Annotated in this window: 1 pseudogene; it reads left to right on the top strand. The window is 47.7% G+C overall.

Annotated elements, in window-relative coordinates:
* Positions 1-1,352: pseudogene (locus tag ACFIL2_RS06235) on the top strand (hemagglutinin repeat-containing protein); the annotation flags it as partial.

Raw genomic sequence — 1,352 nt, 5'->3', positions numbered from 1 at the left:
AAAAGCACACAATCTCCCCTTTGGTGAGGCTTTGAGTGAAGAACAATTGGCGTCCCTAGAAGCCCCGATGGTGATTTATGTGCGCCAACAGGTCAAAGGCATGGATATTTATGCACCGGTGCTTTATATCCCTGAAAAAGACAGAGCCTCCTTTGTTTCTGCTGGGGCTTTGATCATGGGCGATGATATCAATATCACCAGCCAGAATACGAGCAATTCCACGATAACCAATTCAGGGCGTATTGCGGCAAATCACCAATTGCATGTGCATGGTGGGGATATCCTCAGTCAAGGAGGGCATTTTGCGGCGGGTGGTGATGCTGTTATCCTTGCGGAGAAGAATATTCGTTTGGACGCAGGGCGCACAACGGTTGACGGCGTGGAGACCGTTTTAAACACCGAGGCGCTTTCTGCTGGTGGTAATGCAACGGTGATTGCCAAACAAGATATCACCGCCTCAGGGGTGGGGATCACCACCGGAGGTGATCTTGCCATGGCTACAGAACAAGGCAACTTGACGATCGGTTCAGCAGAAACCCATTACCATGATGAACAGGGTGATGCCACCATGCATCATAAATCAGAAGTCAACTCTGGAGGCTCAACAACGCTTTCCTCTGGAAAAGATTTGAATATTTTAGGCTCTGATGTTCAAACAAAGGATAAACTTCTCTTACAAGCTGAGAGCAATGTTTCTATTGATGCCACACGCAACAGCATGGACAATCAGAGTGGGAGTGAAACATCTCATGTTGCCTTGCACAATGGCTCTCATTTAAGTTCTGGAAAAGAGACCACTGTTCTCTCTGGAAAANAGTTCCATTGCGGCTGATGGCAAGGTAGGGCTGAAAGCCAGCAACGATGTCCTGATCAACAATGCAGAGGATAGCTTACAGTATGAGATGTCGTACCATAAAGAGGGAGGGGTGTTTAGTAGCAGCAAATCTGAGCATAACAAGATGGATGTGCGCCAAGTTGTGGGATCAAGCATAACAGGGGGTGAAGGCATTGCCATTGACTCAGGAAACAACACGGAAGTTGTCGCCTCGACGCTCATAGCCGGTAAGGCAGAGGAAACGTCAGAAGAGAAAGCACCAGGAGATCAAAAACAAGCGGATATTACCATTCACTCTGGGGGAAAGATTGTCATCAAAGGCGCCCAAGAACACTTGGATCAGCAAGCACAATCGTCATCAAGTGGCTTTTTGCATGAGAAATCGTCCGATACATCTCAATCTCATACCACAACGGTCTCCTCTATCCTTGGGGCAACGGGCAACATCGTGTTAGACGCACAAGGAGAAGCCAAGATTTCTGCTTCTCATCTTCTTTCCGGTCAAGATATCAATGTG

It is taken from the genome of Bartonella sp. AP30XZML (genome assembly GCF_042195945.1).
In the GTDB taxonomy this organism is placed as follows: Bacteria; Pseudomonadota; Alphaproteobacteria; order Rhizobiales; family Rhizobiaceae; genus Bartonella.
The sequence above is the reverse complement of the archived record's forward strand: the minus strand, read 5'-3'. Positions and strand labels throughout refer to the sequence as shown.